Origin of the sequence: Tatumella saanichensis, from assembly GCF_000439375.1 — a bacterium.
Lineage (GTDB): Bacteria > Pseudomonadota > Gammaproteobacteria > Enterobacterales > Enterobacteriaceae > Tatumella > Tatumella saanichensis.
In genome coordinates, this window is sequence record NZ_ATMI01000041.1 from 252,975 (window position 1) to 279,728 (window position 26,754).

Below are 26,754 nucleotides of genomic sequence, written 5' to 3' on the forward strand. Positions count from 1 at the left end.
TCAAAACTGAAATTACTCGCCTTGGACACGGCCACTGAAGCCTGCTCAGCGGCCATTTATAACCAGCAACAGCAGGATGCCCGTTTTGAGATTGCGCCTCGTGACCATACCCGCAAAATTCTCCCTCTGGTAGCCGAGTTACTGGCCGGGCAACAGCTAATGCTGACTGATCTGCATGCGCTGGTGTTCTGCCGCGGGCCCGGCAGTTTTACAGGAGTACGCATCGGTATTGGTATCGCGCAGGGATTAGCCTTGGGGGCAGAATTGCCGATGATTGGCGTATCCACCCTGGCGACGTTGGCACAGGGGGCCTGGCGTCGTAGCGGTGCCTGCCGCGTACTGGCCGCTATCGATGCACGTATGGGTGAAGTCTACTGGGCCGAATATCAGCGTGATGAGCAGGGGATTTGGCAAGGTGAGCACAGTGAAGCGGTATTGAGTCCACAACAAGCGCTGACACGCATGCAAGCGCTGGAAGGGGAGTGGGCCATCGCCGGTACTGGCTGGCAAGCGTATCCGGAACTGCGCACCGGCCATAGCCTAATATTGACTGAGAGTGGCTGTGAGCTGCCTGCGGCGGAAGATATGTTACCGCTGGCGTTTACCCCTTGGCAGCAGGGCCGAGTATCTGCTGCCATAGAGATTGAGCCAGTGTACTTACGTAATGAAGTGACATGGAAAAAATTACCAGGCCGTTAAGCCTGATCGGAACTGCCTCTCGCTGGCGTGGTCTTACTGTCATAATCAAGGAGAATATTATGCTCAGAATGCTGAAAGCCGGACCGCTGCTGCTTACTGCAGTGATGCTGTTAAGCGGCTGTGTCACGGTGCCACAGAGTATTCGCAGTGTGTCACCGATGCCTCAGCAAAACCTGACGCGGGTGATGACTAATCCGCAACTGTTTATCGGACAGGAATCACGTTTTGGCGGTCGGGTGATGAATGTGACCAACAACAATGGCCTTACCCGCATTGAGTTGGCGGTTCAGCCGTTGGACGATTCTGCCCGACCAATACTCGGTGCGGCGACCCAAGGACGTATCTATGCAGATGTACACGGTTTCGTTGATCCGGTGAACCTGAATAATCAGTTCCTAACAGTATTGGGTAACATCAGTGGTACTGCAGAAGGGAAAATCGGCAATGCCCGCTACCAGTTCCTCGTGATTGATGTAACAGGCTATCAGCGCTGGCATCTGGTCCAGCAAGTAGTGACCGACCCAATGCCGGGCGGTCCATGGGGCGGTCCGTGGATGTTTTATGGTCCCCCAGGGCCGGGCCGTTTCCGTCATGGGCCTCCGCCGATGATGGCTCCGTGGGGTGGGTTTTATGGCCCAGGAGCTTCGACGGTACAAATGACGTTGGTTGAATAATGACAAAAAGGTCCGCTCAGCTGGCGGACTTTTTTGATCCACCGGTGGTGGAGCAGATAACATTTCTACATCTTCGGTAATGCCCTTATGAAAACCTTGGCGGGGCTATGCCCCGTCAGCGCCTGTACGCCGATTTACCGGCGTCTAACTACCCAGCGCTGTGATGTATTTCCACAGTAAGAGAGAAGACTATTTTGAATTACCAGCTTATTACTACCAGCCAGCAGTTGGCTGAGGTTTGCAGTGCTGCCCGTGAAAAAAGTGCCGTGGCATTGGATACTGAGTTTGTCCGTACCCGCACCTATTATCCACAATTGGGCCTGATCCAACTGTTCGATGGAGAACGATTGACACTGATTGATCCCCTGAAGATTGATGACTGGACATCCTTCAAGGCGTTACTTACCGACCACCAGGTGATTAAGTATCTGCATGCCGGTGGCGAAGATCTCGAAGTGTTTCTTAACCGCTTTGAGGTCCTGCCAGAGCCGATGATTGATACCCAAATCCTGGCTGCATTTATCGGCTATCCGCTATCGTTAGGTTTTGCCGCAATGGTCGCTGAGTTCGAAGGCATTACCCTCGATAAGAGTGAATCCCGTACCGATTGGCTGGCACGTCCGCTGAGTGAGCGACAGTGTGATTATGCAGCGGCAGACGTCTGGTACCTATTACCCATCGCACTTCAGCTTCACCAGCAGGCGGCAGAGAAAAATGTCCTAGACTACGTCCTCAGTGAGTGTCAGATGCTGTGTGAACGCCGTCGTGACAGTCTGCCTGCAGAGTTGGCTTGGGTAGAAATTGGCCAAGCATGGCAGTTACGTCCGGCTCAGCTGGCGGCGCTGAAGTTATTGGCAGCATGGCGTCTCAACTGTGCACGACGCAAAGATATGGCCGTTAATTTTGTGGTCAGAGAAGAGCATTTGTGGAAAGTGGCTCGCTATCAACCGGGAACTCTCGGTGAACTCCATCATCTTGGTTTAAGTGGTCCAGAGATCCGTTTTCATGGTGAGACCATGCTGAAACTGGTGGCCGACGCGCAGCAGCTTCCTGCAGAGGAGTACCCGCAGCCACTGACCAATCTCATCGATTGCCCAGGCTATAAGACACTGTTTAAAGAACTGAAAGCCTGCATTAAAGCCGTCAGCGATGATACCGGTTTTAGCCAAGAGCTATTAGCTTCTCGTCGACAGATAAATCAAGTACTGAGTGAGCATTGGCATCTGAAGCCGGTCAGCAAAACGCCGGAATTACTGAAAGGTTGGCGGGGTGAATTAATGGGGGCGGAGATCACCGCCATCATTGCTGGCAAGTAACCGCAATTCAATGCCGCAGACAGGCTGCGGCATTTATCCGGAAACGAAGATCACTTGGCAGCTTCTTCCGCTTCCGGCAACGTTACGTTCAGTTCGAGGATAGAGATATCCTCTCCCTTCTGATCCAGCTGGACAGTGACCATATCTGGATCTATTTTGACGTATTTGCAAATTACTTCCAGAATGTCACGTTTCAGTTGCGGCAGGTAGTGGGGCTCACTGTCCCCACGACGACGCTCGGCAACGATAATCTGTAATCTTTCTTTGGCGATATTTGCGGTACTTTTCTTACGGGATAAAAAGAAATCAAGTAATGCCATGGTTTATCCCCCGAACAGGCGTTTTAGGAAACCCTTCTTCTCTTCTTCAATAAAGCGGAAGGGACGTTCTTCACCGAGTAAGCGATCGACGGTGTCAGCATAGGCTTTACCTGCATCGGAAACGGTATCCAGGATAACCGGCTCCCCTTGGTTGGATGCCCGTAGAACAGACTGGTCTTCTGGGATCACGCCTACCAGCGGGATACGCAGGATTTCCAGCACATCTTCCATGCTCAGCATGTCACCGCGGTTGACACGGCCTGGGTTGTAGCGTGTCAGCAGCAGATGTTCTTTGACCGGTGTTTCACCTTTCTCGGCACGGCGTGATTTAGAGGCAATGATCCCTAGAATACGGTCCGAGTCACGTACCGAAGACACTTCGGGGTTAGTCGTGATGATCGCTTCATCGGCAAAATAAAGTGCCATTACAGCACCGGTTTCGATCCCTGCCGGGGAGTCACAGACCACAAAATCGAAATCCATGGCTGATAACTCATCCAGTACTTTCTCAACGCCTTCGTAATTCAGGGCGTCTTTATCCCGAGTCTGAGAGGCCGGCAGGATATACAGATTGTCGGTGCGCTTATCTTTGATCAGCGCCTGATTCAGGGTAGCATCGCCCTGAATAACATTCACAAAGTCATAAACGACGCGGCGTTCACAACCCATAATTAAATCCAGATTACGCAGACCGATATCGAAATCGATAACGACAGTTTTTTTCCCTTTCTGCGCTAAACCGGTAGCGATGGCCGCGCTTGACGTGGTCTTGCCAACGCCCCCTTTACCAGATGTAACTACAATAATGCGTGCCATATATGATGATTTCCTTAACAATAGAAAAGGGGTCTAACTAAGTGTCTGAATAGACAGTACACCGTCGGTAAGTGACAGGCGTGCCGCCTGTTGAAAAAATTCTGACGGAATCTGATCCATAATCCAGTATTCACCGGCGATGGAGACCAGTTCTGCCGCTAAGTGGGTACAAAAAATCTCGGCGCTCTGTTCACCACTGGCACCGGCCAAGGCACGACCACGCATCATTCCATAGATGTGAATATTTCCGTCAGCAACGAGCTCCGCTCCAGCACTGACACTGCTGGTGACAATCAAGTCTGCATTTTTAGCATAAATCTGCTGCCCGGAACGTACTGGCGTATTAATAATGCGGGTGCGGGCAAATTTTTCAGTCACCGTCACCGACTCAGGTTCCTCAGAGGCTGCCGGTTCAGGCTGTGGTTCGACAGCCGACGTTGGTATCGGAGCCGCTTCAGGGGCTTTGCGAACGTCTTTGCCTTCGGTCAGTACCGGTAACCCGCTAGCCAGTATCTGTTGTTTAAGGTGTTCATCTTTACACCCACTCACCCCGACAACTCGCAGGCCGGTGGCAGTCACCGCCTGTTGCATTTCCAGCCAGTTAAGGGCGGGAGGTAATGCGGCGATATTCAGTACCACCGGAGCATTTTTTAGAAATGCCGGTGCTTGTTCAATTTTTTCCTGAAGCGCCTGACGAATCACCCCGGGCTGTGAATGGTGAAGATGGATAACAGACAATGTAAAGCTGCTACCTTTGAGTTCGATTGGCGTTTGCGACATCTGTCCTGACTCAGTCCTGTTTTAGCAGTTTTATTTCTGAACAAGCGTTTAAATATCCGCCGTTGGCCCAGAAGCTTCAATATTCGAATGACTGCTGCCATGTTATAGTTACCGTATTATTCAGGCAAGTCACCATAGAGATTAATTCGGAGAAAAATATGTACTGTGCCATCTACAGAAGTACTTTGCGCGACCAGACCTACCTGTATATTGAAAAAAAAGATGATTTCTCTCGTGTGCCGGAAGAATTACTCAAAGGGTTTGGTAAGCCGGTGCTGTCGATGGTGATATCCCTTGGCGGACGGGAAAAACTGGCCACCGCTGATATTCACAAAGTGAAGCAAGAATTAGAAGAAAAGGGCTATTATTTGCAAGTGCCGCCTCCACCCGAGAACTTACTTAAAACACATTTGGCAGCGACCAAAAATAATGATTAAGATTACTCTGTAAATATATCCAGTATTAATTGCGGGGTGTTTTTTCATCCCGTTGCCAATTATTGCCCGTCAGCAATTCCTGCTGATCACTCACCAACAGTTTTGTTCCGCTGCGAGACATTCTCTGTAGGTAAAACTTTGTTACTGAATCCTCGACTGCCAGCCTACTGCTGGCGCAGTTGGCAGTTTTCTTTTACCCAGATTCTTGCTACTTATAACGGAGTGTCTGTTTATTTTATGTTAAACGAGGGCTCCACATGTATCAGCATCGCAACTGGCAGGGTGAACTGCTTAACTTGCCGAACGGTAAAGTCGTCTGTGTTGGCAGTAATTACGCAAAACATATCAGTGAAATGGGCAGTATCACCCCGGAAGAACCAGTAGTGTTTATTAAACCTGAAACCGCCTTATGTGAATTGGGGCAGCCGCTGTCATTGCTTCAGGGGTTCGGTGAAATCCACCATGAAACCGAGTTAGCGGTACTGATCGGACATCCTTTACAGCAGGCTACTGAGCAGCAGGTGTTAGCGGCAATTGCTGGCTACGGCATTGCGCTGGATCTGACCTTGCGTAGCGTACAGGCGGGTTTGAAGAAAAAAGGACAGCCGTGGGAAAAATCTAAGGGGTTCGACAACTCATGTCCGGTGTCTGGGTTTATTCCTGTCTCTGAATTCATTGGTGACCCACAACAAACCGACTTACGCCTTGAGATCAATGGCGAAACCCGTCAGTCAGGAAATACCCGCGATATGATCCATAAAATTGTGCCGCTGATTGCCTACATGTCTCGCTACTTTACCCTGCGACCTGGAGATATAATCCTTACGGGAACGCCGGAAGGGGTGGGGCCGCTCAATAGCGGTGACCAGCTGAGGGTCTCTTTTGCTGACCACAGTATTGAGACACAGGTTGCATAATACTTGCATAACCGGCAATGACTCTTTATAACGGGCGGCTGATTTAACCAAGAGAGTAACACCATGACAACACAGCCTCCTTTCTGGGAAACCAGGCGCCTTGAAGAAATGACTGATGAACAGTGGGAATCCGTCTGTGATGGTTGCGGGCAATGTTGTCTGAATAAATTACAGGATGCAGACACTGATGAGATTTACTTCACTAATGTGGCCTGTAATTTACTGAATATCAAGAGTTGCCGTTGCCGGCATTATGAAAACCGTTTCGATTATGAGCCGGACTGTATCAAGCTGACGCGTGAAAACTTACCGACCTTCTCCTGGTTGCCCCGCACTTGCAGCTACCGGTTGTTAGCCGAAGGCAAGCCATTGCCGGCTTGGCATCCGTTAATCACCGGTTCAGCCAAAGAGATGCATGCGAATCGTATTTCGGTACGTTATATTGCGGTAACAGAGAGTGAAGTACAGAACTGGGAAGATCATATCATCGATCGTCCAGACAAAAACGGCGGCTGATGCCGCCGTTTAAGCTCAGACTGTCAGCGTGAGCGGAATCGCGGCAGCTGGGCAATCAGTACCAAGATAGCGACCAGCATATAGACGACAAAAACCCCTAGCAGCCATTCTGGCATACTAAGATTTAGCAGCGTCCAGCTGCGGTCCAAGCAGTTACCATTGGCGACAAACATCCCCGGGAACCATTGATCTAAGGGCAGCCAACTAGGAAAGCGGGCTTTAAAATCGCAAGTGGCAAATAACGGCGGATTAATCTGCAACATAGTGTGCTGCCAGGTCAGTTTCAGGCCTTCTGCAGCACCGGCCAGCCAGATTAGGATGGCGATAAAGCGCAGCGGCGTGGCCGGTGCAATAGCCCCGACAATCCCAGCCAGTAATACACCCAGTACCGCGCAGCGTTCATAAATACACATCACACAAGGTTTTAGACCGATTACATGCTGAAACCAGAGGGCGGTTGCTTCAAAGGCAAACGCACTCAGAGCCAGCAATAGCCAGGCCCCACGTCCTCTGGAACAGCGATTTAACATTCCTAACATGCTGTTTTCCTTATTTAATTGCTACGAACTGAAGTGTAAACTAAAACCCCAAGGGATCCATCATCTTTACACCTCATTATCCGCTGAAACCGTCTGGCGGTGAACAAAAATTTTGTCTGCGAGATGAACGACGGAGTAAACACCCTGTGAGAATGAAAAATATTGATATTGATCGTCTTTTAGCCAATCTGGGAGCTATTTCACCTTTCAGGCATTTGATATGATGAGATTTCCCTGACAAAGTCAGAGCAGAGATTGAGAATTATGGTTATCAAGGCACAAACCCCTGCTGGATTTGCTGAAGAATATATCATTGAAAGTATCTGGAATAATCATTTCCCTGCTGGCTCGTTTTTACCGGCCGAGCGAGAGTTAGCAGAACTGATTGGTGTCACCCGAACCACGTTGCGTGAGGTGCTGCAACGGCTGTCTCGTGACGGTTGGCTGACCATTCAGCATGGCAAGCCTACCAAGGTAAACAATTTCTGGGAAACCTCGGGATTAAATATCCTTGAGACCTTAGCGGAATTGGATCATGGCAACGTGCCGCAGATGGCTGATAATCTTTGGTCGGTTCGCAGTAGCTTGGCAGCTATCTTTATCAGCAGAGCACTGCGCCATGATCCGCAGACCTCACAACAGGTACTGGCAGAAGCTTTTGATGGGCTTAAACAGGGGGTCGAGTTTATCGACATCGATGAAATGGTGTTCCGCAGGCTGGCTTTTGCGTCAGGTAACCCCATTTACGGGTTGATTATCAATGGCCTGAAAGGGCTGAATACTCGGGTGGGTAGACACTATTTCACGTTACCTGAAGCCCGCCGCCTAGCGGGTGATTTCTATCAACGCCTGTATGAGTTATGTAGCGTGGAAATCAGCAGTACTCAGATCAGCGAAACGGTACGCGACTATGGGCGCAGTTGCAGTCAGCTGTGGCGAGCCATGCAACAAAGCCTTAGCGCTGAAGGGCCGGCCACTTCTTGAAGCGGACTGCCAAGTGCTATGGCTAGACCGGGCAGTGTAGGCCAAAGAGAGTGACTTGCTTACCGGGGTTCGGCCTTGATAAGTGACGGCCACGCGCTCTTCTTTTATTCAGCGATTAGGCCGTGGGGGGCAGCGCTCCAAGATTTCTGTTGAACCCTCATCATTAACCTGTTCCAGGATCACATCAAACCCCCATAACCGATGAATATGCTTCATCACTTCGCGACGGCTGTCGGCCAGAGTGGCACGATTATGAGGAACATAGCGTAACGTTAACGAGCGGTCCCCGCGTAAATCAACGTTCCACACTTGAATATTGGGCTCTATCTGGCTGAGGTTATACTGGGCAGATAACTGCTGGCGCAGATTTTGATACCCTTCCTCATCATGGATAGCAGAAATTTCCAGATAATTTTTGCGGTCATCGTCGGCAACCGCGAAAAACCTAAAATCACGCATCACCTTTGGTGACAGAAACTGACTGATAAAACTCTCATCTTTGAATTCACGCATGGAAAAATGCAAAGTTTGTAACCAGTCTGAACCGGCGATGTCAGGGAACCAGTGTTTATCCTCTGCTGTGGGTTGTTCACAGATACGGCGAATATCTTTGAACATGGCAAAACCGAGGGCGTAGGGATTAATACCGCTGTACCACTGACTGTTATAAGGGGGTTGAGCCACGACGTTAGTATGGCTGTGCAGAAACTCCATCATAAAACGGTCGGTGATTTTGCCCTCATCGTAGAGATGATTGAGCAGGGTGTAGTGCCAGAAAGTGGCCCAACCTTCGTTCATCACTTGTGTCTGTTTCTGCGGGTAAAAATACTGGCTGATTTTACGGACGATACGCAAAATTTCACGCTGCCACGGTTCCAGCAGGGGGGCATTTTTTTCCAAGAAATAGAGCAGATTTTCTTGAGGTTCCGCAGGGTAGCGAGGCTGAGAGGCTTGGGCAGACTCTTTCTCCTGACGCGGTAACGTGCGCCACAGGGTGTTGACCTGACTTTGTAGATAGGCCTCACGATTTTGCTGGCGAGCTTTTTCTTCCTGTAGGGAAATCTTCTGCGGACGTTTATAGCGATCAACCCCATAATTCATCAGTGCATGACAGGAATCCAGTAACTGCTCCACGGCTTCAATGCCGTACTTTTCTTCACAATCTGAAATATAGTTCCTAGCAAACAATAGGTAATCGATGATTGATCCGGCATCGGTCCAGCTACGGAACAAATAGTTATTTTTAAAAAACGAATTATGCCCGTAGCAGGCATGGGCCATCACCAGCGCCTGCATGGTCAGGGTATTTTCTTCCATCAGATAGGCAATACAAGGATTGGAATTAATCACGATTTCATAGGCCAGCCCTTGCTGACCTTGCTTATACAGTTGCTCGGTTTCGATAAATTTTTTACCGAATGACCAGTGAGCATAATTGATAGGCATTCCAATACTGGAATACGCATCCATCATCTGTTCAGAGGTGATCACCTCAATTTGATGGGGGTAGGTGTCCAAATGGTAGAGTTTTGCTACCCGGTCTATTTCCGCCAAGTAGGTTTCCAGCAGTTCAAATGTCCAGTCCGGACCATCGCTCAAGCGTTGTTGCTGTTGTGCTGCCTCGTCGAAAAAGGGAGTCATAGCGCACCTCGTTTTTATGAAAAACGTTTTAGCCGGTCACCGCGGGGACTCTCATCCTGATAAAAATCACCCGTGCTCTACGTACAGAGTCATTATTTAAAGATAGTCGATAGTCGGCAGATGCAAACGTTTTCTGTCTGAAAAACGGAGACAAAAACAGTGCATAGCTTGTTACGGACGATTTTAGTGTTTAAAAGCGAAATAACCACCTATTTTTCAGGATAATATCCTGTATATAAGCTAATTTTATGGCAACATTTAAAAATTCTGGCAACCCATAAAAAACGGCCTTTTCGGCATAATTAACTACTGAAATTCCATTTTAAACCGCTTTAACTACTGAATATTAAAGGCGGTGCGAATTTCTGTTACCAAAACAGTAAAAAAAAGGTGAAATAGACTGAAACGGCGATCAGCGGGTAATTAGTGGATAACACTGCTCTGATGGTTGATATCAGGTTTTTTATGCTGTAGGGGGTGTAATGAAAGTTTTGATTCTCGGAAGTGGGGTGGTAGGGGTGACCAGTGCCTGGTATTTGGCGCAGGAGGGGCATGAGGTCACCGTGATTGATCGCAGCAGTGGCCCTGCAGAAGAGACTAGCGCTGGGAATGCTGGGCAGATTTCACCAGGGTATGCCTCGCCTTGGGCTGCCCCAGGGATCCCGCTGAAAGCGGTAAAGTGGATGTTCCAGAAACACTCACCGTTATCGATTCGTCCAGACGGTACCCGCTTTCAGCTGGAGTGGATGCTGCAGATGCTAAAAAACTGTACGCTGCCACACTATCAACAGAACAAAGAGCGCATGGTGCGCATTGCCGAATACAGCCGCGATTGCCTTAAAGAGTTACGTGCTACCAGCGGCATTCACTATGAAGGTCGCCAGGGAGGCACCCTGCAGTTGTTCCGCAGCGAACAACAGTATGAGAGTGCCTTCAAAGATATCAAAGTGTTGGAAGACGCGGGTGTCCCTTACCGACTACTGACCTCGGCAGAATTGTCCTCGGTTGAGCCAGCGCTGGCAACCACGGCCCATAAACTCAGCGGAGGGCTACAGCTACCTAATGATGAAACCGGTGACTGTAAACTGTTTACTCAGCGCCTGGCCGAGATGGCGACACAGGCTGGAGTGACCTTCCGTTACAACGTACAGGTCGATCAGTTAATCCGTGAAGGTAACAGCATCAGCGGAGTGCGCTGCGGCAGCGAAACCTTGACTGCGGACCGCTATATTGTGGCCTGTGGCTCCTATTCCACCGCATTACTGAAAGACATCGTGCAGATCCCTGTGTATCCGCTGAAGGGATACTCGTTGACCATTCCGATCAAAAATGCCGATGGTGCGCCGGTGTCTACCATCCTTGATGAAACCTACAAAGTGGCGGTCACCCGTTTCGATAACCGTATACGGGTCGGTGGAATGGCTGAAATTGTTGGTTTTAACACCGACCTGCTGCCTGCCCGGAGAGAAACACTGGAGATGGTGGTCAGAGACCTTTATCCTGAAGGCGGACATGTAGAGCAAGCCAGCTTCTGGACCGGGTTGCGTCCGATGACGCCGGACGGTACGCCAATTGTCGGACGAACACCGCTGACCAATCTGTATCTCAATACCGGTCACGGCACTCTCGGCTGGACAATGGCATGTGGCTCCGGCCGGCTGATTGCCGATATTATATCCGGTAAAACACCGGACATCGCCATTGATGACTTATCGGTCATGCGTTATCTGCCGGGGTTTGCGCCCCGAGCGGCACGAAATAATGCCGGTGTTACGGGTTAAGGTTTCAAGGAGAGGGGAATGTCACGACCGATTATCGCCACAGTAGATCAACAGGCGTTGCAGCACAATTTAGCGGTGATCCGCCAGCAGGCACAGGGCGCAAAAATCTGGAGTGTGGTAAAAGCTAATGCTTACGGGCATGGTATTGAACGCTGCCTGGCCGGTTTGAGCGCGACCGATGGTTTCGGACTACTCAATTATGAAGAGGCCATCCTACTGCGTGAAAAAGGCTGGCAGAAACCGATTCTACTATTGGAAGGTTTTTTCAAGGCCAGCGATTTGGCACTGCTGGATCGCTACCGGCTGACCACCAGTGTTCACAGTGAATGGCAAATCGAGGCGTTGGCCAATGCCAAGCTGTCGGCACCACTCAATATCTACGTGAAAATAAACAGCGGTATGAATCGCCTCGGTTTCCGTCCACAACAGCTAAAGGCCGTTTGGCAACGTTTGGCTGCGTTACCTAACGTGGGTGAGATGACGCTGATGACGCATTTCGCTTGTGGTGAAGACCCGCAAGGTGTGGTGGAACCGCTGGCGTGTCTTGATGACGCGGCACAAGGTATGAACATATCCCGCTGTTTTGCTAACTCCGCCGCGACCTTGTGGCACCCGCAAACCCATCACCAGTGGGTCCGTCCGGGCATTATCAGCTACGGCGCTTCGCCGTCGGGGCGTTGGCAGGATATTGCGGGTACGGGACTGAAACCGGTTATGCAGTTGCGCAGTGAAATTATCGCTATTCAGCAACTGAACAGTGGCGATGGTGTCGGCTATGGTTACCGTTACCATGCCAGCGGTGAGCAGCGTATTGGCGTAGTGGCTTGCGGCTATGCAGATGGTTATCCACGTCATGCGCCAACGGGTACGCCGATTGCGGTGGACGGGATCATGACTCGTACCGTGGGCCGAGTATCGATGGATATGATTATGGTAGACCTGACACCTTGCCCGCAGGCAAATATTGGTTCTTCGGTGGAGCTGTGGGGCCAGCAAGTAAAAATTGATGATGTGGCGCAGCCATGCGATACCGTGGGGTATGAACTGATGTGTGCTGTGGCACCACGGGTGCCGTTCCATGTGATCTGAAGCGATCCTCGGCAGTTCATTGCCGAGGTCGCTGGTGGCCGGATCAGTCCGGCCGATTTACGCTATTGACGTCCAACAACGCTTATTTGGCAATTTCGGTAACCGTGCCTTTCACGTAACGGGTGCAACGCCAAGCGGCTAGCGCCAGTAGAGCCCCTATTAACATCATCCAAGCCAACGCATGTTGCGGACGTAAGGGTAACGCCAGCATCATCAGACTCCCTGCAGCACCGCCAGCCATCTGAATAAATCCTTGTAGCGCTGAGGCCATTCCCGCTTGTTGCTGATAAGGCTCTAAGGCATAGCTGGTGGCAGGGCCAATAATGAATGCCAGTCCCGCCACGGCAATAGCCACTGGCAACATATAACTTAGCCAATAGACCTGTGCTTCATGACTAAACAGCATTGATTCGCTGCTCAGTAGTGCGGCCGCCACCAGCATACAGACACAGCCGGTTAGCAGGCAGAACGGCCGCCCGGCTTTACGGATCACATAACTGACAATACTGCTGACCAACATGATCCACAGCCCGTTGGCACCAAATGCAAGGGCAAATGCGAAGGTCGACAGTCCCGCCTGCTCCATCAGCACCTGCGGCGCCAGTGAGACATAGGTCAGTACCATTCCCAACGCTCCGGCATTAGCCAGTGAAAAGAAGATAAAGCGCGGTGATGATAGGATTGCCGCATAGGATTTCACAGGAAAAAAGGAGACCTTTAGGGTATTTTCCGGACGGGTTTCTGGTAGAAAGAGCAGGATCAGGATACCGATAAACACCGCATATAAACATAGGAAAGCGAAGGGCGCCCGCCAACCCCAGAACTCAGCCAAAGTGCCCCCGAGCAGCGGTGCCAGTGCTGGCACAATATTCAGGGCACCATTAAGAAAACCGAAGGTTTTAGCCGCTTCATCTCCGCTGAGACGATCTCTCACACCACTGAACGCCACAACCGCAGTGCAGCAGACCGCACAGCCTTGAATAATTCGCGCTGCCAAAAATAGCGGCCAGTGAACGGACAGTGTGGCAGTCAGGCTGCCTGCGGCATAGAGGATCAGTCCAGCCATCGCCACCGGTTTGCGGCCAAAATTATCCACCAGTGGACCGGTGACTAATTGACCGAGTCCCATCACCAACAGGAACAGAGGGATTGTCGACTGGACATTACTGACCGGAGTCTGCAGCCCGGCTGCGACCTGAGGTAAGGTTGGCAGATACAGGTCAATACCTAACGGTGCAAGCAGCACCAAGCTCAGTAGTAACAGAGTGTATTTATTCATAAAGTGCAGAGGACCTGAAAAAAAGCGGACAAGGTTACCCTGTTTCGCGAACAGCGAACAGCCCCGCAGTGATAATTTTTTAGCAGCTGGGGGAGCTGGCAGGGCGGGGAAATGTGGGTTTGCCGGGTGGAGGGCGAAACGCTACCCGGCAACGGTATTCAGGCATGCTGTTCCGGCATTCTGACCCCAATTTTTAGGATCTCATTGCCCTCTTTCTCAGCGACCGTCCAAATTACATGCAGCCATTCCAGTTGATCGCCGACCACTGGGGTACCTCCCAGTTGTTGGGTGATTAATTTACCCAGCGGCTGGTGTGCATGGGTCTCTGGATCCAGTTCAAGTCCGTAAACTTGGGCGACATCGTAAAGTTCAGCGCTGGCATCGAGGATAAAATCTCCGAAGAAGCGCTGCTCTAACGCGACAGGAGGACTCTGGCTGAACATTTTACCTAACGCGGGCAGGTCTTTTTCGCGGCCAATGACGCAAAGGATATCGCCTTCCTTTAGTCGCGTCGATCCGGACGGGTGCATCAGGGTATTCGCACGGAACAGTGCAGCAATACGGGTGCCATCCGGCATTTCCAATTCACGTAACGCGGCACCGACACACCATTTATCGGCATTAAGCTGATATACGAATTCTTCCCACGGGCTGTCGGGATGGATATCTAAACCGATGCGCTGGATTGGGGCGGCGGTAGGCGGAATAACCACTTTGGCGATCTTGGCGGCCTTACCAAGAGTTGTACCCTGTAGCATAAGAGAAACCAGCACCACAAAGAAGGCGATATTAAAAAACAGCTTGGCATTATCCAGTCCGGCCATCATCGGAAATACTGCCAAGATAATCGGCACCGCACCGCGTAATCCCACCCAGCTGATAAAAAAGCGCTCGCGCAGGGTAAAGTTACGAAATGGCAACAGTCCGGCGAATACCGACAGTGGCCGGGCAATAAAAATTAGCCACAGGGATAATAACATGGCCGGTACGGCGATATGCCATAGATCGGTCGGCACCACCAACAGGCCCAACACAATAAACATGCCAATTTGGCTGAGCCAGGCCATGCCGTCAAAGGTTTGCAAGATACCGTGGCGGTTACGTACTGGGGTATTCCCCAGCCAGCACCCGCAAAGATAGACAGCCAATATACCACTGCCTTGCAGTAATGTGGTCAGGGAGAACACGAGAATACCGCCACTGACCGCCAGCAGAGGATAAAGACCTGCTGGAACAGTAATTCGGTTAATGAGTTGCTGAATAGCGAAACCACCACCGATACCAAATACAATTCCCAGCCCGAACTCCTGTACCAGGTGTACTAGAAACATCATATCCAGCCCGCTTTGGCCTTTCTGGATCATATCGATTAGGGTGATGGTCAGAAACACCGCCATCGGGTCATTACTGCCGGATTCGATTTCTAAGGTGGAGCTGACACGTTCATTCAGCCCTTTACCGCCAAGTAGTGAAAACACCGCTGCAGCATCGGTAGAGCCGATGATGGCACCAATCAGAAAGCCCTGGATCAGATCAAGATGAAATAACCAGGCTGCCATCATTCCGGTCAAACCCGCGGTAATCAGTACGCCGACGGTAGCCAGCGACAGTGAGGGCAGCAAGGCGACTTTCAGGGAGCCTACTTTGGTACGCATCCCACCATCGAGCAGGATCACCGCCAGTGCCAAGTTAGACACCAGATAGGCGACAGGGTAGTTATTAAAGACTATCCCGCCGATTCCATCCTCACCCGCGAGCATACCGAGAGCGAGGAAGATGACTAGGATGGGAATACCTAAACGGGAAGAAAAAGCGCTTAACAGAATACTTGATGCTACCAGTACGGAGCCAATAACAAAAAGACTATAAATCGTGCTGGTTTCCAAAATAGCGGCTCCCCGAAGAATAAATTGAGGGTAAATGTCGTAGCCGGACGGCATTTTGCCAATCCGCTGGCACAAAGGGGTGATAAATAAGGAACCACTGTACGCTATTTTTAATGGTTTAGGGGAAAAAAAATCATCGTTTTTTTCTGAGATTAGTCAGATTTTCAAAGGTATAAACGATGTATTGATAGAAATGGAGTCTTTTATTAGGTATCTGGATGATTACCGCACAATTAATCCGTGAATATATCGGAAAAACAGAAGATTACTGACCGGGGATCCAAGTACCGCTGGCAATAAACCAAATCAAAAAGCCAAAGCCAGCAACAATGATAGCCAATGGAAAAAGATAACCGATCTTCATACTGTTTTCTCTCATATACATGGTGATGTTGGCGAAGTGAGGTGGTCGAGACCTTGGAGGTTCAGACGTTTACTGAGTTTTCTCACCCAAGAACAACGGACGATCACGGGCATTAAATCACTGCAGGCCGGTAGAAAACTGTGATCAATATTGCATTTCAGCGCAGAAAGTCTGGCCAGTCAGTTGCCGGCCAGACACTGGGTCATGAGGAGGTTACTTGGCGCTGAAAAAGCTCACGAAATATCGGGTAGATATCACCAGGCTCACGGATCTGCTGAATGGCGAAGTTATCAAACTGACGCTGTAGCTGCTCATACTCACGCCACAGGGTCTGATGGGCACGGCGGGTGATTTCAATGTAGCTGTAATAACGGACAACCGGCAGTAATTGTGTTGCCAGCAACTGATGGCAAAGGGGGGAATCATCCGCCCAGTTGTCGCCGTCAGAGGCTTGAGCAGCGTAGATGTTCCACTGCTGTGGGTCATAGCGCTGTTTAATCACTTCATCCATCAGTTTGAGGGCACTGGACACAATAGTGCCACCGGTTTCTTGTGAGTAGAAAAACTCTTGTTCATCCACCTCTTTAGCCTGAGTGTGGTGGCGAATATAGACGACCTCAACATTTTTGTAGCTGCGGCTGAGGAACAGGTATAACAGGATATAAAAACGTTTCGCCATATCCTTAGTGGCTTGATCCATTGAGCCTGAGACATCCATAAGGCAGAACATAACCGCCTGGCTGGAGGGCTCAGGACGTTTTTCAAAATTCTTGTAGCGCAAATCGAAGGTATCAATAAACGGCACCCGAGCAATGGCCGCTTTCAATTCCGCCATTTCACATCGTAACTGTTCCTGCTCGAGTAACTGCGCCGGTTCTTGATGTTGCAGGGCCTCTAGCGCCTGTTCGAGCTCTTTTAGGCGACGGCGCTTGGCCGCTGTCATCGCCGTACGACGCGCCAAAGAATTCTGTAGGGATCTGACCACACTGATATTGGAAGGGACGCCGTTGGCCGTATAGCCAGCACGATGTACTTTGAACTCTGTCAGTTGCGGCTGGTGAGTTTTTTGCAGATTCGGTAGTTCCAGATCGTCGAATAACAGATCCAAGTACTCATCTTTGGAGACAGAGAAACTGAAGCCATCTTCACCATCTCCCTGTTGACTGGCATCCCCTTGTCCGCTGCCGCCACTGCCTCCCGGCGGGTTTCGCTCAATGCGGTCACGGGTGATAAATTGATCGTTCCCCGGATGGACACGGGTACGATCTCCACCGCCACCTTGATGGAAGGCAGGCTCACGAATATCGTCGATAGGGATAGACACCGACTCACCGTGGCCGATATCGGTCACCGAACGTTTATTGATCGCCTCGGAGAGCGACTTTTTGATCTGTGCTTTATAACGGCGTAGAAACCGCTGCCGATTGACAGCACTTTTGTTTTTACCGTTAAGTCGTCGGTCAATAAAATAAGACATAGCTGCTCCCGGACATCACTGTTAAACGGGAGGCCAGCGGGAACCGGAGTTCCCGCTGTCCCGGTGACGGATTATGAAGACTTACGCACCCGTAGGTACCACTCACACAGCAGGCGCACCTGCTTACGGGTATAGCCTTTTTCCATCATACGGTCGACAAAATCGTCGTGTTTTTTCTGTTCATCCGTGGAGGTTTTAGTGTTAAAGGAAATGACCGGTAACAACTCCTCGGTATTGGAGAACATTTTTTTCTCAATGACGGTTCTCAGTTTTTCGTAGCTGGTCCAGTTAGGATTACGGCCACCATTTTGTGCTCGAGCACGCAGCACAAAGTTAACAATTTCATTGCGGAAATCTTTAGGGTTACTGATGCCCGCCGGCTTTTCGATTTTCTCCAATTCGGCATTGAGCGCTTCACGATCAAACAACTGGCCAGTGTCAGGGTCGCGATATTCCTGATCTTGGATCCAGAAATCCGCATAGGTGACATAGCGGTCGAAGATATTTTGGCCATATTCTGAGTAGGACTCCAAGTAAGCCGTTTGGATCTCTTTGCCGATAAACTCTGCGTATTTGGGGGTTAAATACCCTTTAAGGAACTCCAAATATCTGTCTGCGGTCTCCTGGGGAAACTGTTCCCGCTCGATCTGCTGTTCAAGCACATAAAACAGATGCACCGGGTTGGCGGCTACCTCAGCATGGTCGAAGTTAAATACCCTTGAGAGGATCTTAAAGGCAAAACGGGTCGATAGACCGTTCATTCCTTCATCTACCCCAGCGTAATCGTGATACTCTTGCCAGGATTTGGCTTTCGGGTCGGTATCTTTTAGGCTCTCACCATCATAGACCCGCATTTTTGAATAGATGCTGGAGTTTTCCGGTGATTTCAGTCGCGACAATATAATAAAGCGGGACAGGGTTTCCAGTGTTCCCGGCGCACAAGGGGCCTCAGCTAATTCACTATTGGACAGCAGTTTGTCGTAGATTTTGATCTCTTCCGACACCCTTAGGCAGTAAGGCACTTTGACGATATAGACGCGGTCCAAGAATGCCTCGTTATTTTTGTTATTGCGGAATTGTACCCATTCAGATTCGTTGGAGTGAGCGAGGATGATACCGTTAAACGGCAGGGCGGAGATCCCCTCGGTACCGTTATAGTTACCTTCCTGAGTGGCGGTCAGCAACGGATGTAGCACCTTAATGGGGGCCTTAAACATCTCAACAAACTCCATGATCCCTTGGTTAGCTCGGCACAGGGCACCGGAATAGCTGTAAGCATCGGGATCATTCTGCGCATAGTGTTCCAACTGACGGATATCGACTTTACCCACCAGAGCGGAAATATCTTGGTTATTCTCATCCCCAGGCTCAGTTTTAGCAATCGCCAATTGTTCGAGGATAGATGGCCAGACTTTTACTACCTTAAAGCGTGAGATGTCGCCACCAAACTCATGCAGTCGTTTTGCGGCCCAGGGCGACATGATGGTTCCAAGATAGCGGCGCGGAATACCATATTCCTGCGCGAGGATCGCGGCATCTTCCGCTGGGTTAAACAGGCATAATGGATGATCGTTGACGGGGCTACGCTGACCGTCGGCGGTCAGGACATAGATGGGGACCCGCTGGATCAGCGCCTTGAGACGTTCTGCTAACGATGATTTACCCCCACCCACAGGGCCGAGCAGGTAGAGGATCTGTTTCTTCTCTTCTAGTCCTTGAGCCGCATGTTTTAGATAGGAAACGATTTGCTCAATAGCGTCTTCCATACCAAAAAACTCTTCAAAGGCCGGGTAGCGGGGCACCACACGGTTTGAAAAGATACGGGACAAACGTGGGTCCTGCGCGGTATCCACCATCACAGGCTGGCCGATGGCGGTGAGTAGCCTTTCGGCCGCATTGGCGTAAGCACTGCGGTCCTGTTTACAGATTGAAAGAAATTCTTGCAGGGTGAACTCTTCGTCTTTGGCCGCTTCGTAGCGCTGCCGATAGTGATCGAATATATTCATAACGATGCCCGTCCTTTCATTTTTTAGCACAGGTAAAGGAGCAAAGTTCCGGCAGAATTCGCTCCGAGAATGAACGACTCTTATCTGATACAGCAACCCTTATGCCAGATTGGGTTGAGAGAAAAAACAGCCAAGGTGAGGAATATTGTGTTGAGCCGCTATGATTAACTGTAGTCAGAGATCGACAATCCAGCACTGGTATTTTTCAGGTTTTCACAAGATATCAATAACAAACCGTGCTAAGCCTGCACATAACCGCTATAACAGCTCGCAGGGATTGGGATCATCTGATGTTGTCCGCAATGAATAATGCTGATAATGGAGGGCTTTACACCCTCAGTGAAAAGGAAATTTTATTGTGAGAAAATGTCTTCTGATGCTGGGTATGATTGCCCTCGCCATCAGTTCAGCCACCGTTTCAGCCGCAGAAAATCTACTGACGCTGGGCATCTCTGGGCTTTATGTTCAGTCACCCTACCAAGGGGGAGATAACCGTGTTTATCCGCTGCCGCTGGTTAACTATCAAGGTGATAACTTCTTTGTTAATGGTTTGCAGGGCGGTTACTACCTGTGGAAAGGCAGTGAAGACCAATTCTCTGTGATCCTCACGACGTCAGGCCAGGAGTTTAACCCTAGCCGTAGTGATGATCCGGCAGTTAAGCAGATGAATAAACGTCATTTAACCATGATGGCCGGGGGAATGTGGCAGCATCAGGCTGACTGGGGGATCTTTAAGACCTCGCTGGTTGGGGATTTGCTCAATCAGAGCAACGGCTTTATCTGGAACAGCAACTGGCACTATCCGTTAATGCTGGGCAAGGTTGCTGTGAATCCGGGACTGGGGCTAAGCTGGAATAGTGCCCATCAGACTGATTATTACTATGGTATTTCCGGGCAAGAGTCCGCCCGCAGCGGCTTGGCAGAATATCAGGCGAGTGATAGCTGGCTCCCCTATGCGGAGCTGAGTGCGGTCTATCCGCTCTCCAAGCGTTGGCGGTTGGCAGCTGGTGCGCGTTATCAATGGTTCAGCAATCAAGTCAAAGACAGTCCGCTGGTGGCGCGTTCTGGGCAAACCATGCTCTGGACCGGCGTCAGCTACACCTTCTAAGCAAGCTGTGTTCAAGGGGCGCGGGGCGTATGCTCCCCGCGACACCCAATAGCCTTTCGCGGGGAGGCGTTCAGGCCGTAGCCGCCACGACCCTAATGATCACACCCATCTTCGCCGGTGCTTCAGCTTTGCTGACTAGCAGTCGATTGATACGGGCCGTTTCGACACACACCATAGTACGGTATCCATTAGCAGCCATATCTTCCATGCTGGAGGAGAGTTCCGGGCCTGGATTCCAAGTGACAACGTCACTTTTATACTGGTGACTTACTTCGATGTGGCGTTGCCCAACGCTATCGTCGATAACATTGAGATTAGCCGCGTCGGTGAAAATACGATCCACTCGACCAGGATAGGTTTGTGGCCCCTGCAATTCACCTAGCGCATCATTAAGGACTTTATCAGTATAGGCGCTGCCCAAACCGTTAACGGACACCCCAGCAATATCCTCTACTTCGAAGTAGCTGTGCAATGCTCCCGTGGAAGTGTGCTTACCATGCGCTTCCAGCTCAATTTCACAGTGTTCCCCCAAGCGGAAGCGGGCAATCAGTGAGAACTCATGGGGCCACAACCTAAGGGTCTGTGGTGAGCTTTTCAGTTCAAAGGTCAGCATCACCCCTTGTGGACTTTCATCATGGGCCATCAATGTCCAAGGCAGAGTACGGGCAAAACCATGGGAAGGTTTACCTTGACCACCAAACCAGGGCCAGCAGACCGGGACACCCCCGCGGATGGCAGTCCCGTTCTGGAAAAAGCTGTTGTCACTGAGCCAAATCACCGGTTTCTGGCCAGCAGGTTGCCAGGAAATTAGCTGTGCTCCCTGTAGGGCAATGACCGCCCGTAGCCGTGGATGGTTAATCACCAATAGCGGTAACTCATCTTTCTGTCGGATAGAAAGGCAGGGGCTTAACTGTCTTGTGACCGGCAATTTGTATAAGGAGTCTTGCAACTTACACCTCCACAGCGTGTTCAAAAACAAAAAAAGGGCGACCGTAGTCGCCCCTGAGAATATCCAGACTTACTGTAGAATTATTTGGCCGCAACCAGTGCGATCAGGTCAAGCACTTTGTGTGAATAACCGGTTTCGTTGTCGTACCAAGAGACCAGTTTCACGAAGTTATCATTCAGTGAAATACCGGCTTTTGCATCAAACACAGAAGTGCAAACTTCACCGTTGAAATCGGTAGACACAACATCATCTTCGGTGTAACCCAGTACACCTTTCATGTCGCCTTCAGCCGCTGCTTTAATCGCGGTCTTGATCTGCTCGTAAGTTGCCGCTTTGTCCAGACGGACAGTCAGGTCAACCACAGAAACGTTAGGGGTTGGGACACGGAATGACATACCGGTCAGTTTACCGTTCAGTTCTGGCAGTACTTTACCGACCGCTTTCGCAGCACCGGTAGACGATGGGATAATATTCTGAGAGGCACCACGGCCGCCGCGCCAGTCTTTGTGAGACGGGCCATCAACGGTTTTCTGGGTAGCGGTAGTCGCATGGACAGTGGTCATCAGACCTTCGATGATACCGAAGTTATCGTTGATCACTTTTGCCAGCGGTGCCAGGCAGTTAGTGGTACAAGAGGCGTTAGAAACGATATCTTGTCCGTTGTATTTATCGAAGTTAGCACCACGAACAAACATCGGGGTATCGTCTTTAGACGGGCCAGTCAGTACCACTTTTTTAGCACCGGCTGTGATGTGTTTACGCGCGGTTTCATCAGTCAGGAAGATGCCGGTCGCTTCAGCGACAACATCAACACCCACTTCGTCCCATTTCAGGTTAGCAGGGTCTTTTTCGCTGGTGACACGGATTTTCTTACCGTTAACGATCAGCGCGCCGTCTTTCACTTCTACGCTGCCGTCGAAACGACCGTGGGTGGAGTCATACTTCAGCATGTACGCCATGTAATCTGCGTCTAGCAGGTCGTTGATGGCAACGATCTCGATGTCTGAACGCTGTTGCGCAGCACGGAAAACAATGCGACCGATACGGCCAAAACCGTTGATACCTACTTTGATAGTCATATATTCCACCAGCTATGGGTTATTGAATAAGAATGAAAGCTTGGCTGTAAAATTACAAAAACCACCTGAATCGTCAAGCTTAATCGTGTCAATCCTTGTGGCAGATCAAGTGTCGAGCAGAGTTTAACGGTTTGGAATGTTAAGGATTATTCATCATCTCGTTCCGTTCAAGCTGATGGCCACGAGATAGACTAGGCTAAAAATGGGATTCAGATCACGTTAAATAATCGTCAGCGCTTTTTTCCAAGGCTAAGCACAAAATAGCAGCCATTATTGTTACTCAGTTGTTATAATATGCGCTATCTCATTTTCAGACAAAAAGCAGGTATTTGATGTCGAATGATAAACCTTGGGGAAACACTGCTTCCCGACCTCTGACCGAAATGCAGCGTTACGTGACCGGCGAACGGGGCACCGAACCCCCTTTCAGTGGTGCTCTGTTGCACAATACTGAAGAGGGGATTTATCACTGTCTGGTGTGTAATGCGCCGTTATTTTATTCGGACACTAAATTTGATGCCGGGTGTGGCTGGCCGAGTTTCTGGCAGCCGGTTTCGCCGGAAGCGATACGTTATCTGCAAGACAGTTCACATGGGATGCAACGTACCGAAATCCGGTGTGGGCAATGTGACTCCCACTTGGGACATGTATTCCCCGATGGTCCACAACCCACCGGTGAACGTTATTGTGTGAATTCTGCCTCATTAAGTTTTACTGATCCACAGGGAAATAATACGCCGGGGTAACTGAATGCAGAGTTTAGAGAATGTGCTGGCGGGTATGACACCTGAATTGTATCAGCGTTTACAGACTGCTAGCGAAACAGGTAAGTGGCCGGATGGAACGCCTCTGACCGCGCAGCAGCGTGAGCACAGTTTGCAACTGGTCATGCTGTGGCAGTCGAAATTTAACCACACCCCTGAGCATTTGAGCATCGATCAACAGGGGCGAATGGTGATCAAAAGTCGCCGCGAGCTGAAGGAAGAGCTAGGCATTGACGACAGCCATATCCCATTGAGGTTTAACAAGACCCATTAATGGACAACAGCGGCCCGAAAGCGGGCCGCTAGTAGGCTCAGTCGCGGGTCAATTCACCGCGCAGGTTGCTCTGCATCAGTTCACGGATTTCGTTGGTCTGATAGCCCGCAGACAACAGGTAATGTAACTTGGTCAGGGCAGCCTCGACAGTCAAATCAAATCCACTGATCACTCCAGCACTTTCTAATGCACTGCCGGTCGCATAACCGCCCATATTGACTTTTCCGGAAATACACTGCGTCAGGTTCACGACGACGATACCGCGTTCGGATGCTTGTTTCAGTACTGTTAGAAACTCGCGATTTTGCGGCGCATTGCCGACACCGTAAGAGCGCAGGATCAGTGCTTTGACCGGTTGTCTGAGGAAGTTACTGACCACATCTGCCGAAATACCCGGATAAATGGTCACTACACCGATAGGTTGTGGTGTGATGTTGTGTACTTTGAACGGACCGTTAGCGGCCGGTGCCGGTGGGGTATGCAGGCGACGAATATGAATACCGGCTTCCAATAGCGGAGTCAGATTCGGCGAGGCAAACGCATCAAAGCCATCGGCATGGGCTTTGGTAGAGCGGTTGCCGCGAAATAGGGTGTTATTAAAGAACAGCGTCACTTCATTGACTGGGGCATTGGCCGCCACATATAAGGCATTCAGCAGGTTCTGCTGACCGTCAGAACGCAGTTCAGCCAGTGGGATCTGTGAGCCGGTGACAATCACCGGCTTGCCGAGATTTTCCAGCATAAAAGAGAGTGCAGAGGCGGTGAAGGCCATGGTGTCAGTGCCATGCAGGATCACAAAGCCGTCGTAATCTTGATAGTTTTTATAAATATCATCGGCAATCACCTGCCAGTCTTGGGGAGTCATGTCCGAGGAGTCCATCAAGGGCTGGTACTCATGAATGCTGAAGGCCGGCATCTCTGGGCGATGGAATTCCGGCATCGCCAAGAGTTGTTGCTGTAAATGGCCTGAAACTGGCACATAGCCCTGAGCAGAACGCTGCATACCAATGGTTCCGCCGGTATAAGCGACATAAATATTTTTTCTTTGCATGGGCACGGGGTATCCGATTAATAAACGAAGCGTAATAGGCCAGCAGTATAAAAGCTATTACGATGAAAAACAGCCCCCGGCTTGCGGGGGCTGTACGGGAAGGAACCGGTGTAATGACTGGCGATCAGTTCATCACGCCGCAGTTCATACAAAATGCATAGCGGCTTTGAGGGTCGCTGGTCTGTGCACTGAGGCCCGGCTGTTTCTGCAGGTCGGTCATCACTTCTGCCAGTGGTGCAGGGAGAAATGCTTTGACACTAGCAGGTAGTACTACGCTGACAGAGCCGGTCATCTGATCGATAACTTGGTCGACAAAGGTGGGTTGTTCCTGATACCACTCCAGCTGTGGCTGGCTCACGCCTGCCAATTGTGCTGCTTTATTAATGGCATCATCAAAATCGCCGAGCTGGTCGACGAGACCGTTGGCCTTACCATCGCTGCCGGTCCAAACATGACCTTGGGCAATTGCATCGATCTGCTGCGGAGTTTTATGACGGGACTGCGCCACCAGACTGACAAAGTTACGATAGCCGTTTTCGATACTGATCTGCATCATCTGCTCAACCTGCGTTGGGAGAGCCTTAGTCATCGTCACATCTGCCAGCGGGGAAGTGGACACACCGTCGGTGTGGACACCAATGGTCGATAAGCTGTTCTCGATGGTATTGATCACCCCAAAGATACCGATAGAGCCGGTTAACGTCGTCGGGCTGGCAATAATATAATTGCCTGGGGTAGAAATCCAATATCCGCCGGAGGCGGCGACGCCACCCATGGATACCACAATCGGTTTACCGGCTTCACGGGCAGCCATTAACTCCTCACGGATGGCTTCAGAAGCGGTGACGCTACCTCCTGGACTGTTTACCCGTAAGATAATCGCCTTGATGTGTTTATTCAGACGGGCAGCACGGATTTGGCGGACCAGTGTGTCGCTGCCAACATTGCCAGAGGCTGATTCACCATCAACGATAGCACCATTTGCAACCACTACCGCGATATTAGCGGGTTTGCTGTTTTGTGTGCTGTCCAACGGATAGTTATAGATACTGACATTACGGTAATCTTTGGTCTGTCCATCCCAGCCAAATTTTTTGGTAAGGATCTGATCAACTGCTGCACGGGACTCCAGGCCATCAACCAACCGGCTGTTCAGCGCATAGGTTGCGGTGTCGCCATTTACCGCTTTGAGCGCAGTGATCAAAGCATCCGCCCCTGGGAACACTTGTTGAGGTGTCAGCTTGCGGTTCGCCGCAACGGTGTCTAGGTAGTTATCCCATAGTTGGCCAATCCAACGACTGTCGGCGTCACGGGCGGCTGGCGACATATCATCGCGCAGATATGGCTCTACCGCGGATTTATAGGTACCGACCCGGAACACGTGAGAGGAGACCTTAAGGGTATCTAGCAGTGATTTATAATAGAGGCTGTTGGTCGCCATCCCGTGAATATCCACGGCCCCTTGCGGGGAGAGATACAGGGTGGTGGCGAAGCTTGCCAGATAATACTGTGCTTGGCTGTAATTATCACCGTAGGCATACACCGGCTTACCGCTTTCACGGAATTCTTGTAATGCCTTACCGATGTAGCGCAGCGCCGGTTGGTCGCCACCAGAAAAATCCCGCAGGTCTAAGACAATACCGGTTATTTTGCTGTCATTTTTTGCCTGACGGATCGCATCGACGATATCAAATACTGAGTTCTGTTGCAGCGTTTCGCTGCGTGAACCCAATAACTCGCGGCCGATTTTTCCGAGGCGGTTCTGTGAGGAAGGCTGATCGACCACACTACCGTTTAGATCGATTTTCAGTGCACCGCCGGTCAAGGTTTTGGCTGATGAGCTGCTGCCTCCGCCACTGACCTGCAACCAGATACCGATACCGGCAATGATCAGTACGAGTAAAAACAGGTTGAGGATAAACTCCCTGATAAAATTAATGACCCGCCAAGCCACCGAAAACAGCCGGCTGATCAATCGCCACAATGTGCGCATAATTTCTCCGTTAAG

Annotated in this window: 26 protein-coding genes; 12 read left to right on the forward strand and 14 right to left on the reverse strand. The window is 50.5% G+C overall.

Translation table 11 applies throughout. The annotated features are described in order from the left end of the window. The first annotated feature begins 6 nt into the window (after positions 1-6). The 3 genes from tsaB to rnd all read left to right on the forward strand — a co-directional run bounded on the left by tsaB (position 7) and on the right by rnd (position 2,689). Positions 7-699: a tRNA (adenosine(37)-N6)-threonylcarbamoyltransferase complex dimerization subunit type 1 TsaB gene (tsaB, locus tag DW47_RS0112755; protein ID WP_029686798.1), complete on the forward strand. Its 693-nt coding sequence runs from the start codon at positions 7-9 to the stop codon at positions 697-699. A 59-nt stretch (positions 700-758) separates the two neighbouring features. Next, positions 759-1,373, forward strand: coding sequence for a Slp family lipoprotein (locus DW47_RS0112760; protein ID WP_029686799.1), 615 nt, complete (start codon positions 759-761; stop codon positions 1,371-1,373). A 194-nt stretch (positions 1,374-1,567) separates the two neighbouring features. Continuing rightward, the gene (gene rnd / locus DW47_RS0112765; RefSeq protein WP_029686800.1) at positions 1,568-2,689 is read left to right on the forward strand and encodes a ribonuclease D; all 1,122 of its coding nucleotides are present in this window, start codon (positions 1,568-1,570) and stop codon (positions 2,687-2,689) included. Positions 2,690-2,739: 50 nt separating this feature from the next. Here the strand turns inward: rnd and minE are convergent, their stop codons facing one another. Genes minE through minC form a run of 3 tightly spaced genes read right to left on the reverse strand, consistent with a single transcriptional unit; the run spans position 2,740 to position 4,605 of the window. Then, positions 2,740-3,009: a cell division topological specificity factor MinE gene (gene minE, locus DW47_RS0112770; protein WP_029686801.1), complete on the reverse strand. Its 270-nt coding sequence runs from the start codon at positions 3,007-3,009 to the stop codon at positions 2,740-2,742. Positions 3,010-3,012: 3 nt separating this feature from the next. Next, positions 3,013-3,825: a septum site-determining protein MinD gene (gene minD, locus DW47_RS0112775; RefSeq protein ID WP_029686802.1), complete on the reverse strand. Its 813-nt coding sequence runs from the start codon at positions 3,823-3,825 to the stop codon at positions 3,013-3,015. A 33-nt stretch (positions 3,826-3,858) separates the two neighbouring features. After that, positions 3,859-4,605 carry a septum site-determining protein MinC gene (minC, locus tag DW47_RS0112780; protein WP_029686803.1) on the reverse strand — a complete coding sequence of 249 codons (747 nt, stop codon included), beginning with the start codon at positions 4,603-4,605 and terminating at the stop codon, positions 3,859-3,861. A gap of 158 nt (positions 4,606-4,763) precedes the next feature. Between minC and DW47_RS0112785 the strand changes: the two genes are divergently transcribed. From DW47_RS0112785 to DW47_RS0112800, 3 genes are all read left to right on the forward strand, one after another. Beyond that, positions 4,764-5,042: a YcgL domain-containing protein gene (locus DW47_RS0112785; protein ID WP_029686804.1), complete on the forward strand. Its 279-nt coding sequence runs from the start codon at positions 4,764-4,766 to the stop codon at positions 5,040-5,042. A 257-nt stretch (positions 5,043-5,299) separates the two neighbouring features. Continuing rightward, positions 5,300-5,959 (forward strand): fumarylacetoacetate hydrolase family protein, encoded by a 660-nt coding sequence (locus tag DW47_RS0112795; protein ID WP_029686806.1) that lies wholly within the window; start codon positions 5,300-5,302, stop codon positions 5,957-5,959. A 63-nt stretch (positions 5,960-6,022) separates the two neighbouring features. Then, positions 6,023-6,475: a YcgN family cysteine cluster protein gene (locus DW47_RS0112800; protein ID WP_029686807.1), complete on the forward strand. Its 453-nt coding sequence runs from the start codon at positions 6,023-6,025 to the stop codon at positions 6,473-6,475. Between the two features lie 23 nt (positions 6,476-6,498). On the opposite strand, the gene dsbB is transcribed toward DW47_RS0112800, so the two are convergent. After that, positions 6,499-7,014, reverse strand: a complete 516-nt coding sequence (gene dsbB, locus DW47_RS0112805) for a disulfide bond formation protein DsbB (RefSeq protein WP_029686809.1) — start codon at positions 7,012-7,014, stop codon at positions 6,499-6,501. A gap of 264 nt (positions 7,015-7,278) precedes the next feature. Between dsbB and fadR the strand changes: the two genes are divergently transcribed. Then, positions 7,279-7,998, forward strand: coding sequence for a fatty acid metabolism transcriptional regulator FadR (gene fadR / locus DW47_RS0112810; protein WP_029686810.1), 720 nt, complete (start codon positions 7,279-7,281; stop codon positions 7,996-7,998). Positions 7,999-8,106: 108 nt separating this feature from the next. Here fadR and DW47_RS0112815 read toward each other — a convergent pair whose 3' ends face one another. Beyond that, the gene (locus DW47_RS0112815; protein WP_029686812.1) at positions 8,107-9,639 is read right to left on the reverse strand and encodes a SpoVR family protein; all 1,533 of its coding nucleotides are present in this window, start codon (positions 9,637-9,639) and stop codon (positions 8,107-8,109) included. Between the two features lie 482 nt (positions 9,640-10,121). Here DW47_RS0112815 and DW47_RS0112820 point away from each other — a divergent pair, with 482 nt between their 5' ends. Both DW47_RS0112820 and dadX read left to right on the forward strand, forming a co-directional pair. Continuing rightward, a complete protein-coding gene (locus tag DW47_RS0112820; protein WP_029686813.1) occupies positions 10,122-11,420 on the forward strand; it encodes a D-amino acid dehydrogenase in 1,299 nt (432 codons plus the stop codon). 18 nt (positions 11,421-11,438) lie between these two features. Beyond that, positions 11,439-12,509, forward strand: coding sequence for a catabolic alanine racemase DadX (dadX, locus tag DW47_RS0112825; protein WP_029686814.1), 1,071 nt, complete (start codon positions 11,439-11,441; stop codon positions 12,507-12,509). 82 nt (positions 12,510-12,591) lie between these two features. Here the strand turns inward: dadX and DW47_RS0112830 are convergent, their stop codons facing one another. From DW47_RS0112830 to DW47_RS0112855, 5 genes are all read right to left on the reverse strand, one after another. Further along, positions 12,592-13,788 carry a multidrug effflux MFS transporter gene (locus tag DW47_RS0112830; RefSeq protein ID WP_029686815.1) on the reverse strand — a complete coding sequence of 399 codons (1,197 nt, stop codon included), beginning with the start codon at positions 13,786-13,788 and terminating at the stop codon, positions 12,592-12,594. A 158-nt stretch (positions 13,789-13,946) separates the two neighbouring features. Beyond that, the gene (locus tag DW47_RS0112835; RefSeq protein ID WP_029686816.1) at positions 13,947-15,674 is read right to left on the reverse strand and encodes a potassium/proton antiporter; all 1,728 of its coding nucleotides are present in this window, start codon (positions 15,672-15,674) and stop codon (positions 13,947-13,949) included. Positions 15,675-15,939: 265 nt separating this feature from the next. Beyond that, positions 15,940-16,038 (reverse strand): YoaK family small membrane protein, encoded by a 99-nt coding sequence (locus DW47_RS17430; protein WP_152473173.1) that lies wholly within the window; start codon positions 16,036-16,038, stop codon positions 15,940-15,942. Positions 16,039-16,240: 202 nt separating this feature from the next. Beyond that, positions 16,241-17,515 (reverse strand): YeaH/YhbH family protein, encoded by a 1,275-nt coding sequence (locus tag DW47_RS0112850; protein ID WP_029686819.1) that lies wholly within the window; start codon positions 17,513-17,515, stop codon positions 16,241-16,243. Positions 17,516-17,586: 71 nt separating this feature from the next. Then, the gene (locus DW47_RS0112855; RefSeq protein WP_029686820.1) at positions 17,587-19,521 is read right to left on the reverse strand and encodes a PrkA family serine protein kinase; all 1,935 of its coding nucleotides are present in this window, start codon (positions 19,519-19,521) and stop codon (positions 17,587-17,589) included. 358 nt (positions 19,522-19,879) lie between these two features. On the opposite strand from DW47_RS0112855, the gene DW47_RS0112860 reads away from it, so the two are divergent. Further along, positions 19,880-20,629, forward strand: coding sequence for a MipA/OmpV family protein (locus tag DW47_RS0112860; RefSeq protein WP_241430746.1), 750 nt, complete (start codon positions 19,880-19,882; stop codon positions 20,627-20,629). Positions 20,630-20,699: 70 nt separating this feature from the next. Here DW47_RS0112860 and DW47_RS0112865 read toward each other — a convergent pair whose 3' ends face one another. Beyond that, complete coding sequence (locus DW47_RS0112865; protein WP_029686822.1) at positions 20,700-21,578, reverse strand: D-hexose-6-phosphate mutarotase; 879 nt, start codon at positions 21,576-21,578, stop codon at positions 20,700-20,702. Between the two features lie 80 nt (positions 21,579-21,658). Beyond that, positions 21,659-22,657, reverse strand: coding sequence for a glyceraldehyde-3-phosphate dehydrogenase (gene gapA / locus DW47_RS0112870; protein ID WP_029686823.1), 999 nt, complete (start codon positions 22,655-22,657; stop codon positions 21,659-21,661). 332 nt (positions 22,658-22,989) lie between these two features. Between gapA and msrB the strand changes: the two genes are divergently transcribed. Then, positions 22,990-23,403, forward strand: coding sequence for a peptide-methionine (R)-S-oxide reductase MsrB (msrB, locus tag DW47_RS0112875; RefSeq protein WP_029686824.1), 414 nt, complete (start codon positions 22,990-22,992; stop codon positions 23,401-23,403). Positions 23,404-23,407: 4 nt separating this feature from the next. After that, the gene (locus DW47_RS0112880; protein ID WP_029686825.1) at positions 23,408-23,695 is read left to right on the forward strand and encodes a YeaC family protein; all 288 of its coding nucleotides are present in this window, start codon (positions 23,408-23,410) and stop codon (positions 23,693-23,695) included. 37 nt (positions 23,696-23,732) lie between these two features. On the opposite strand, the gene ansA is transcribed toward DW47_RS0112880, so the two are convergent. Both ansA and sppA read right to left on the reverse strand, forming a co-directional pair. Next, positions 23,733-24,746 (reverse strand): asparaginase, encoded by a 1,014-nt coding sequence (ansA, locus tag DW47_RS0112885; RefSeq protein ID WP_029686826.1) that lies wholly within the window; start codon positions 24,744-24,746, stop codon positions 23,733-23,735. Between the two features lie 124 nt (positions 24,747-24,870). Further along, positions 24,871-26,739, reverse strand: a complete 1,869-nt coding sequence (sppA, locus tag DW47_RS0112890; RefSeq protein ID WP_029686828.1) for a signal peptide peptidase SppA — start codon at positions 26,737-26,739, stop codon at positions 24,871-24,873. Positions 26,740-26,754 lie beyond the last annotated feature (15 nt).

Coding starts and splice junctions, on each gene's coding strand:
- DW47_RS0112760 (WP_029686799.1), top strand. CDS start 759: ATGCTCAGAATGCTGAAAGCCGGACCGCTGCTGCTTACTGCAGTGATG.
- minE (WP_029686801.1), bottom strand. CDS start 3,009: ATGGCATTACTTGATTTCTTTTTATCCCGTAAGAAAAGTACCGCAAAT.
- minD (WP_029686802.1), bottom strand. CDS start 3,825: ATGGCACGCATTATTGTAGTTACATCTGGTAAAGGGGGCGTTGGCAAG.
- minC (WP_029686803.1), bottom strand. CDS start 4,605: ATGTCGCAAACGCCAATCGAACTCAAAGGTAGCAGCTTTACATTGTCT.
- DW47_RS0112785 (WP_029686804.1), top strand. CDS start 4,764: ATGTACTGTGCCATCTACAGAAGTACTTTGCGCGACCAGACCTACCTG.
- DW47_RS0112795 (WP_029686806.1), top strand. CDS start 5,300: ATGTATCAGCATCGCAACTGGCAGGGTGAACTGCTTAACTTGCCGAAC.
- DW47_RS0112800 (WP_029686807.1), top strand. CDS start 6,023: ATGACAACACAGCCTCCTTTCTGGGAAACCAGGCGCCTTGAAGAAATG.
- dsbB (WP_029686809.1), bottom strand. CDS start 7,014: ATGTTAGGAATGTTAAATCGCTGTTCCAGAGGACGTGGGGCCTGGCTA.
- fadR (WP_029686810.1), top strand. CDS start 7,279: ATGGTTATCAAGGCACAAACCCCTGCTGGATTTGCTGAAGAATATATC.
- DW47_RS0112815 (WP_029686812.1), bottom strand. CDS start 9,639: ATGACTCCCTTTTTCGACGAGGCAGCACAACAGCAACAACGCTTGAGC.
- DW47_RS0112820 (WP_029686813.1), top strand. CDS start 10,122: ATGAAAGTTTTGATTCTCGGAAGTGGGGTGGTAGGGGTGACCAGTGCC.
- dadX (WP_029686814.1), top strand. CDS start 11,439: ATGTCACGACCGATTATCGCCACAGTAGATCAACAGGCGTTGCAGCAC.
- DW47_RS0112830 (WP_029686815.1), bottom strand. CDS start 13,788: ATGAATAAATACACTCTGTTACTACTGAGCTTGGTGCTGCTTGCACCG.
- DW47_RS17430 (WP_152473173.1), bottom strand. CDS start 16,038: ATGAAGATCGGTTATCTTTTTCCATTGGCTATCATTGTTGCTGGCTTT.
- DW47_RS0112850 (WP_029686819.1), bottom strand. CDS start 17,515: ATGTCTTATTTTATTGACCGACGACTTAACGGTAAAAACAAAAGTGCT.
- DW47_RS0112855 (WP_029686820.1), bottom strand. CDS start 19,521: ATGAATATATTCGATCACTATCGGCAGCGCTACGAAGCGGCCAAAGAC.
- gapA (WP_029686823.1), bottom strand. CDS start 22,657: ATGACTATCAAAGTAGGTATCAACGGTTTTGGCCGTATCGGTCGCATT.
- msrB (WP_029686824.1), top strand. CDS start 22,990: ATGTCGAATGATAAACCTTGGGGAAACACTGCTTCCCGACCTCTGACC.
- DW47_RS0112880 (WP_029686825.1), top strand. CDS start 23,408: ATGCAGAGTTTAGAGAATGTGCTGGCGGGTATGACACCTGAATTGTAT.
- ansA (WP_029686826.1), bottom strand. CDS start 24,746: ATGCAAAGAAAAAATATTTATGTCGCTTATACCGGCGGAACCATTGGT.
- sppA (WP_029686828.1), bottom strand. CDS start 26,739: ATGCGCACATTGTGGCGATTGATCAGCCGGCTGTTTTCGGTGGCTTGG.